At 50.9% G+C, this 7,150-nt stretch carries 10 protein-coding genes and 1 pseudogene; 6 read left to right on the top strand and 5 right to left on the bottom strand.

The features are described 5' to 3' along the window. From KB557_RS07880 to KB557_RS07870, 3 genes and pseudogenes are all read left to right on the top strand, one after another. Positions 1-295: pseudogene (locus KB557_RS07880) on the top strand (lipid-A-disaccharide synthase); the annotation flags it as partial. Between the two features lie 63 nt (positions 296-358). Beyond that, a complete protein-coding gene (msrA, locus tag KB557_RS07875; protein WP_315856211.1) occupies positions 359-949 on the top strand; it encodes a peptide-methionine (S)-S-oxide reductase MsrA in 591 nt (196 codons plus the stop codon). A gap of 24 nt (positions 950-973) precedes the next feature. Next, on the top strand, positions 974-1,168 hold the full coding sequence (locus KB557_RS07870; protein WP_255133004.1) for a hypothetical protein: 195 nt from the start codon (positions 974-976) through the stop codon (positions 1,166-1,168). On the opposite strand, the gene KB557_RS07865 is transcribed toward KB557_RS07870, so the two are convergent. The 4 genes from KB557_RS07865 to KB557_RS07850 are packed head-to-tail and all read right to left on the bottom strand — an operon-like array spanning position 1,142 to position 4,046. Beyond that, positions 1,142-1,375, bottom strand: a complete 234-nt coding sequence (locus KB557_RS07865; RefSeq protein ID WP_255133001.1) for a hypothetical protein — start codon at positions 1,373-1,375, stop codon at positions 1,142-1,144. The two genes, KB557_RS07870 and KB557_RS07865, sit on opposite strands and share 27 nt — an antisense overlap. A gap of 15 nt (positions 1,376-1,390) precedes the next feature. Further along, positions 1,391-2,881 carry a leucyl aminopeptidase gene (locus KB557_RS07860; protein WP_255132998.1) on the bottom strand — a complete coding sequence of 497 codons (1,491 nt, stop codon included), beginning with the start codon at positions 2,879-2,881 and terminating at the stop codon, positions 1,391-1,393. 44 nt (positions 2,882-2,925) lie between these two features. Continuing rightward, positions 2,926-3,510, bottom strand: a complete 585-nt coding sequence (locus KB557_RS07855) for a GIY-YIG nuclease family protein (protein WP_255132996.1) — start codon at positions 3,508-3,510, stop codon at positions 2,926-2,928. Next, complete coding sequence (locus KB557_RS07850) at positions 3,507-4,046, bottom strand: hypothetical protein (RefSeq protein WP_255132994.1); 540 nt, start codon at positions 4,044-4,046, stop codon at positions 3,507-3,509. Before KB557_RS07850 ends, KB557_RS07855 begins: the two co-directional genes overlap by 4 nt. Before the next feature lie 103 nt (positions 4,047-4,149). Between KB557_RS07850 and KB557_RS07845 the strand changes: the two genes are divergently transcribed. Genes KB557_RS07845 through pyrF form a run of 3 tightly spaced genes read left to right on the top strand, consistent with a single transcriptional unit; the run spans position 4,150 to position 6,442 of the window. After that, on the top strand, positions 4,150-4,473 hold the full coding sequence (locus KB557_RS07845) for a DUF1825 family protein (protein WP_255132992.1): 324 nt from the start codon (positions 4,150-4,152) through the stop codon (positions 4,471-4,473). Beyond that, a complete protein-coding gene (tyrS, locus tag KB557_RS07840; RefSeq protein ID WP_255132990.1) occupies positions 4,470-5,681 on the top strand; it encodes a tyrosine--tRNA ligase in 1,212 nt (403 codons plus the stop codon). Before KB557_RS07845 ends, tyrS begins: the two co-directional genes overlap by 4 nt. A gap of 35 nt (positions 5,682-5,716) precedes the next feature. Then, entirely contained in the window at positions 5,717-6,442 is a 726-nt protein-coding gene (pyrF, locus tag KB557_RS07835) for an orotidine-5'-phosphate decarboxylase (RefSeq protein WP_255132988.1), read from the top strand. A 23-nt stretch (positions 6,443-6,465) separates the two neighbouring features. On the opposite strand, the gene KB557_RS07830 is transcribed toward pyrF, so the two are convergent. After that, on the bottom strand, positions 6,466-7,150 hold a 685-nt coding region (locus KB557_RS07830), incomplete at its 5' end, for a glycosyltransferase family 4 protein (RefSeq protein WP_255132986.1).

Here is a 7,150-nt window from a genome sequence, read left to right as displayed (position 1 = left end):
GGTGGCCTACAAGGTGAGCCGGTTTACGGCCCTGATGGCGAGGCGTTTGTTGCGTTTCCAGGTAGACCACATTTCGCCTGTGAATTTGGTTTTGGGAGAAAGATTGGTGCCTGAATTGCTGCAGGAGGAGCTCAAGGTGGATAAATTGGTGGAAGAGGCATTACCTTTGCTTCGAAATGAGCAGGCCCGCAACAAAATGTTGAGTGGTTACGGGCGATTGCGGGCATTACTTGGCGAACCGGGTGTTACCCAAAGGGCTGCAGCACTCATACTTGATGCAGTTGTTAAATCTTGAAAATAAGTGCTTAAAGGATTTGCTTGCTTCCTAGGAGCTCTTTTGCTTTTTATCAGCAGCCCAGTGCAGGCGGCTCCTATCAATGAAGCAGTGCTTGCGGGGGGCTGTTTCTGGTGCGTTGAACACGATTTAGAAAAGCTACCTGGAGTGCTGGATGTGCAGAGCGGTTATGCCGGTGGCGATAAGCCAAATCCCACTTACCAAGAGGTGAGTGCAGGTGGCACCAACTACGTGGAGAGTGTGAAGGTGCGTTTTGATCCAAATAAATTGAGTTACGAAACCCTTTTGCGCTCCTTTTGGCGCAATGTTGATCCCACCGATGGCAGCGGACAATTTTGCGACCGGGGTTCTTCCTATCGACCGGTGATTTTTGTTGCTGATGCCGATCAACAGAAGGGGGCAGAAGCAAGTGCTGCAGCTGCTAGAGCGGAATTAGGCAGCAAAAAAGTTCTGCGGGTGGCGATTGAACCGCTTAAGCGCTTTTGGCCTGCTGAGAACTACCACCAAAACTACGCAGAACTAAATAAGCCTAAATACAACTTTTACCGCTGGAGTTGTGGCCGTGATGCCCGCCTCGATGCTGTGTGGGGAAAAAAAGCTCGGAAAGGGCTTATGTGGTCTTCCCTACCGTTAAAGCCAGGGGGACAGCGCTAGGTTTGACTTGTTGAAGAGGTAGGCATGTATTTACTGCTTATTCGTGAAGGGTTGGCTACCCGGTATGTGGGTCCTTACGACAGCCCAAAACATGCAGCAGACGATCTAGATCGTTTGTTGGCTGATTGCGATGCCAAGGCCCGTTGGCAGATTCATGAGTTGCAATCGCCACAATTTCGAGGCTTGCGGCAGTTAGCGGCGGGGATGGCCGCGGAATAAACCGCTTTCCACCATTAAGCCAACCCCAGCATTAACGCAGATCAAACTCAAGGTGCCAAGCCAGAACCAAGGTTTTGCTGGATAGGCCGCACGCCTCATTACCGCTTCTCCAAACAAGCAAAGCCCCATGGGTAATAACAGGATTCCTGATTGAGCTTTTAAGTACCAACCCCACTTCGACCAACCACGGCGTCCGTTACTTTCCATAAATTTCAACAACAACTACTTACCCAGAGTGGCACTAAAAGCTTGGCACCAGTTCACTAGCAGACGAACACCGAAACCCGTTGCTCCAGCTGGATCTGGCCCTTTCCCTTTTTCATTCCATACCGGTCCGGCGATATCTAAATGAGCCCATGGAATATCGGCATCAACAAATTCCTGCAGAAAAAGTGCCGCTGTGATCGCGCCACCGGGCCTTGGGCCTGTGTTTTTCAGATCAGCTAAAGAACTTTTTAACCCGTCTTTATAAGACTTTTGCAGTGGCATACGCCAAAGGGGCTCCCCTGCTGCCCTGCCTGCCTCCAGCAATTGTTGAGCTAATTCGTCGTGGGGGCTCCATAACCCAGCAATTTCATCTCCTAAAGCCACAACACAAGCGCCGGTGAGGGTAGCTAAATCAACAATTGCATCAGGCTTCAATGCTGAGGCATAAACAAGAGCATCAGCGAGGGTAAGGCGCCCTTCTGCATCTGTGTTGTTGATTTCAATTGTTTTGCCATTTGAGGCAGTAATAATCGCCCCTGGATGAATGGCTTCAGCGCTCACCATGTTTTCTGTTGTGGCACTGATTATGTGAATTTCAATCCCCTCAAGCCGCAGTTCCGCAAGGCTGCGGGCCGCTCCGAGCACGGCGCCGCAACCGCCCATATCAAATTTCATCAGTTCGATTTGGCTGCCACCGGTTTTGAGGTTGTAGCCGCCCGAATCAAAACTGAGCCCTTTACCGATCAATACCAGCCGATGTTGAACAGCCCCCACTGGCTTGATTACTAAATGGATGAACCGTGGCGGGATGCAGGCCCCTTGCGCAACGGCAAGAAAAGCTCCCATCCCCTTTTGCCGGCAACCTTCTTCATCAAGAACAGTGAGTTCTAAATCAAATTCATTTGCCAGGCTGCGGGCAGTGGCTTCAAGGCTGAGGGCGTTAACCAGATTTGGGGGCCCACCCACCAGTTCGCGGGCTAATTCCACTCCAGCGCATATGGCCAGCTGGTTTTCCAGTTCCGCTTCTTGAAGCTCGTTCAGGCCTAAAAGCCAACAGCTGTTTGGTTTGTTGCGTGGTTCAGGTTCGCTGCGAAAGCGATCATCTTTAAACAATGCGAGCCTTGCGCCTTGCACCAAGGCCGCGGTTGCTTCCTCTGGGGCAAAACCTTCCAGCGGTAAAGAAAGCCCTAGGGCCTCAACGCCACTGCCAACACATGCTTTGGCTAATTTCGCTGCAGTTGAGCGAAGGGCGCGGCCATCAAAATTTTCTGGTTCGCCAAGGCCTGCCACGATTAAAAAACTTGGCTTCTGCCCTGGCAGGGTGAGGCAGATCAAATCACCAGACTTTGCTTTGAATTCACGCTGTTGCAGCAATGCAAGGGCATTTATTGCGATCTCGGGTGCTACGGCTTTAAGTTGCTCCTGCCAGTGGCCGCTGAAGAGGCCGATACCGAGTGCATCGCAGGAAAGCTCCGCAAAGGGGCTAGTGCTGCAGCGAAAATCCATTGATAGCAATTAACGTATGGCGCGATCGTAAGAGGGAAGGGGGCTCAACTGTTCTGGAATGGGGTTTGCCAGCGCTGACGGCATTCTTTATTAAATGGGGGTTGCCAGAGGCGAATTTGCTCTTGTTCCACCTGGCGGCGAGCCCGGGTGCTGCTGGGGGCATCGCACCAAAAACGAATGCTCAGCTGGGCTTTCTGGCCACAGCGCACTAAGCCTTCCCCGTAGGCAGCTAGGTAGGCCTTGCAATCGTGTTCCCCTTTCCAGCGCCGATCAGCGCAGCCGGTTTCCCCCAAATAAAGCAGCAGATCATTCGCCGCCCCGAGGCTGTGGTCGTATACGAAATAAAGCGCTGCTCCCCGCTGAGGCGGCTGCGGCCAGCGCCAGAAATGCAGGTGTTGAGCTGGCAAAAGCAAAGGATTTGGCACTGGGTTGCGGGCTGGCGCTATTTCCAGTTCAAATAATTGGTATTGGCCTGGCTGGCACTCTTGCTGCTGTTGATACTGCTGCTGTTGGTGTAGCAGCACCCGGGTTTGCCAGGCCCGTAAAACTTCTGGATTTAGGGCTAATTCTGGTTCGCTGCTGCAACTGGCTGGGGCAGTGAACAAGTTGGGTTGGTGGATTCTGTTCATGGGCGAGTGCTTGGTAATGCCGGCCCGCTGCCCTGGCCAAAGCTCACCCTGCCAATTAATGCTTCCACCACTGCTGCTGGCAGGCCTAAGCGATCTTGCAGATCCGCTAGATCGCTGAAGGGTCTGCGTGCCCGTTCCCTGAGTAAGCGCTTGTATCTTTCCGGATTAAACACCTCAAGAGCAATCAATTCCGCTGCTACAGCACTATTCAGATTTATTGGTGGCTGGCTAGGGCTTGGCGGTTCGCTATACCAACGAAAAAGCAAATGCGGCTTCCATGCTTCCAGTTGAGCTGTTGATAGCTCTAATAATTGAGCAAGATCTGCTACCCCACTTAGCTGTACTCCCCCCTGTTGCAAGCGCAGTAGTAATTCCGCTTGGCTGTTATTACAGCCAGGCAGTTTGAGCCAATCGTTCAGGCTTGCCCTGTTCACATCAATCAGCCAAGGGGTTGGAGGATTGATTTTTTTGCTTGGTTGCTTCAAAACCCGCAACATCTGGCGGGCGAGAGGATCCAGCCAGTGGCCCTGCGCCATAGGTGGTTTTTGCCAATATGAACTTGGGCTAAGTATCGGGGCGGCGATCCGCCCTGGCCAGGGGGGTAGGGCCGCCCAGAATGGCGGCTTAACTCGGCAGCCTATGGGCTTTTTTGAATCCGAAATCGTGCAAGATGAGGCAAAGCGCCTCTTTGCTGATTACCAGTCGCTGATGCAGCTGGGCGGCGAATACGGAAAGTTTGACCGTGAAGGTAAAAAACTTTTCATTGGCAGAATGGAAGAACTCATGGATCGCTATCGCGTATTTATGAAACGTTTCGAACTATCTGAAGATTTTCAAGCAAAACTCACAGTAGAGCAATTACGCACTCAATTGAGTCAGTTTGGTATAACCCCAGAGCAGATGTTTGAACAGATGAATCTCACCCTTGAGAGGATGAAAGCCCAGCTTGAGGCCGAATCTTGACAGTTGCAAGCATCCCTAACTGGTTTAGCCGCGGAGTGGCTGATCTCTTTCCAGCCGACGCTGCAGAAACAGCTCTACAAAACAAACCGTTGCGGGTAAAGCTTGGAATTGATCCCACCGGCAGCACTATTCACCTAGGCCACTCAATACTGTTTCGTAAATTGCGGGCCTTTCAAGATGCCGGCCATACAGCCATATTAATAATCGGTGATTTCACTGCGCGGATTGGCGACCCCAGCGGTAAAAGTGCCACCAGGGTGCAACTTAGTATTGAAGAGGTAGAGGAAAATTCCAACACTTATCTACAACAACTAGGGCAGGGCCAAGATCCGAATTTATCCCTTTTGGATTTTGATACTCCGGGCCGCCTTGAGGTGCGCCGTAATAGTGAATGGCTTACAGATTTAAATTTGCCAAAAGTTATTGAACTTTTAGCTTTAAGCACGGTTGGGCAGATGCTTGCCAAGGAAGAATTTGCTAATCGATATGAAAATGGCACTGCGATTTCACTCCACGAATTTCTATATCCGCTGTTGCAAGGCTACGACTCAGTTGCGATCAAAGCCGATCTGGAATTGGGGGGCACAGATCAAAAATTTAATGTGGCAATGGGTAGAGATTTACAGCGGCATTTTGGCTTAAAACCTCAACTTGGCCTGTTGCTGCCAATTCTGCCCGGCCTAGATGGGGTGCAGAAAATGAGTAAAAGCTTGGGCAACACCGTGGGCCTTACGGAAGATCCCCTATCGATGTATTCAAAGCTAGAAAAAGTTCCTGATGCGGTGGTGGAAGAGTATTTAACCCTTTTAACTAATTTGGATTTGGCTGCTTTACCAAATAATCCACGGGAGCGTCAAAAGGCGATGGCTTTAGAAATAACCCGTTTGCGCCATGGACCCGAGGCCGCCGCTGCCGCCCAAGCTGATGCCGCAAACCTGGTGGCTGGAGCTGCTGGGAATGGGGCAGCAGCGGCGGAGGTGCCTGAGGTTTCACTTGGGGCTGTGAATTTTCCAGCCAAGGCCTTTTATTTGCTAAGCGCCGTTGGTATTTGCAGCAGTAGCAGCGATGCACGCCGGCAAATAATTGGCGGCGGGGTGAAGTTGGATGGTGAAAAATTGAGTGATCCCAACCAGGAATTCCAAAGTTCAACTGAACTAGAAGGCAAGGTATTGCAATTGGGCAAAAAGATATTTCGCAGATTTGTTTAAAATACTTTCATTTAAAATATTTTTATTTAAATTCCATGGATTTTAGTAATTCCGCAAACCATATCATCGTTGCCCTAGACGGCATGGATCCTCGGCAAGCAATCGAATTTACCGCTGCTTTGCCAGGCCTGCGCAGAGTAAAAGTTGGCTTGGAATTATTTATGTCTGGGGGCTCTGCAGTGGTGGAACAATTGCGCCATCAAGGTTTGGCCGTTTTTCTTGATCTCAAGTTTCACGACATCCCGGCCACAATGGCTGCGGCTTGCCGTGAGGCGGCCAGTTTTGGGGCTGATTTGATCACAGTGCATGCTGCTGCAGGCATTGAGGCATTGGCAGCAGCCCAGCAGGGGGCTGTGGAGGGAGCCGCTGCAGCGGGTTTGCAAACACCCTCCCTATTGGCGGTAACGGTGCTTACGAGTTGGGATCCTCTTTATTTCAAAGAGCAGTTGGCGATTAGCGAACCCGTAGATCGATATGTGCATCGATTAGCTCGCTTAGCAACTGTTGCTGGCATCGCTGGTTGTGTTTGCTCTCCCCTTGAAGTTGCAAGTTTGCGAGCTGCACATCCGAAACCATTTGTTTTGATTACCCCAGGCATTCGCCCTATCGGTTGCAACAAAAATGATCAGCAACGGGTACTTAGCCCCAGCCAAGCATTAGCGGCCGGTGCAAGCGCCCTAGTTATCGGCAGGCCAATTACCAAAGCGGAAGATCCAGCAAAAGCTTTTAATGAATGTTGCCGGAGTATTGAAGAAATCTGATAATTAAATTTTAAGCAACAGTTTTACGCGGCTAAGGGCATATTGGGAATCAAGTTGCAATAAAGCTGTTCAAGAGCATCAATATTGGCTTGAAGTGTGTAGCGCTCTAATACTCGTTCGCGGGCTCTTCTACCTAATTCTTTGCTCAAGATTGGTTGCTCCCGCAGCACTGGCAGCAATGTTCTTAATTGGGTTGTTACTCCTTGGGTGCTGATCACAATCCCCGCGCCACCCTCCAGCACCTCGCCATCGGCGCCGGCATCGGTTGCTACGCATGCTGTACCACTTGCCATGGCCTCAAGTAATGCAAGCGATAAGCCTTCAACAAGGGATGGCAACATAAAAACTTCCGCCACTTGCAATAAAGCAAGCCTTACTGCTTGGTCTGCTTCGTAGCCCCACCAGATCACATCATCGTTGCTGTAGTTGGCTTGCAGCGCTTGGCGCAATGGTCCATCACCAACCACCACAAGAACGCAGCCGGGCAGTTGCACTAATTTCCAGGCCCGCAGCAAGGCCTCTACATTTTTTTCTGTTGCCAACCTGCCCATATAAAGGAAGACCCGTTTACCTCTAAAGCGTTCGCTCAATTGGGAAACACCAGGCCGCCAAATATTTGGATCCACCCCATTTGGAATAACAGCAAGGGTGCTTTTAGCAACACCAAGGCGGATTAATAGCTCCGCCTGCAGCTCTGAAAACACCACC

Source organism: Synechococcus sp. Cruz CV12-2-Slac-r (assembly GCF_024346075.1).
In the GTDB taxonomy this organism is placed as follows: Bacteria; Cyanobacteriota; Cyanobacteriia; order PCC-6307; family Cyanobiaceae; genus Synechococcus_D.
Note: the sequence above shows the minus strand (reverse complement) of the source record. Positions and strands in the feature narration are given on the sequence as shown.

Excerpts from the sequence above, each read along its gene's own strand:
- KB557_RS07860 (WP_255132998.1), bottom strand. The coding sequence starts at position 2,881 with ATGGATTTTCGCTGCAGCACTAGCCCCTTTGCGGAGCTTTCCTGCGAT.
- KB557_RS07850 (WP_255132994.1), bottom strand. The coding sequence starts at position 4,046 with ATGGCGCAGGGCCACTGGCTGGATCCTCTCGCCCGCCAGATGTTGCGG.
- pyrF (WP_255132988.1), top strand. The coding sequence starts at position 5,717 with ATGGATTTTAGTAATTCCGCAAACCATATCATCGTTGCCCTAGACGGC.
- KB557_RS07845 (WP_255132992.1), top strand. The coding sequence starts at position 4,150 with ATGGGCTTTTTTGAATCCGAAATCGTGCAAGATGAGGCAAAGCGCCTC.
- KB557_RS07865 (WP_255133001.1), bottom strand. The coding sequence starts at position 1,375 with ATGGAAAGTAACGGACGCCGTGGTTGGTCGAAGTGGGGTTGGTACTTA.
- KB557_RS07855 (WP_255132996.1), bottom strand. The coding sequence starts at position 3,510 with ATGAACAGAATCCACCAACCCAACTTGTTCACTGCCCCAGCCAGTTGC.
- KB557_RS07870 (WP_255133004.1), top strand. The coding sequence starts at position 974 with ATGTATTTACTGCTTATTCGTGAAGGGTTGGCTACCCGGTATGTGGGT.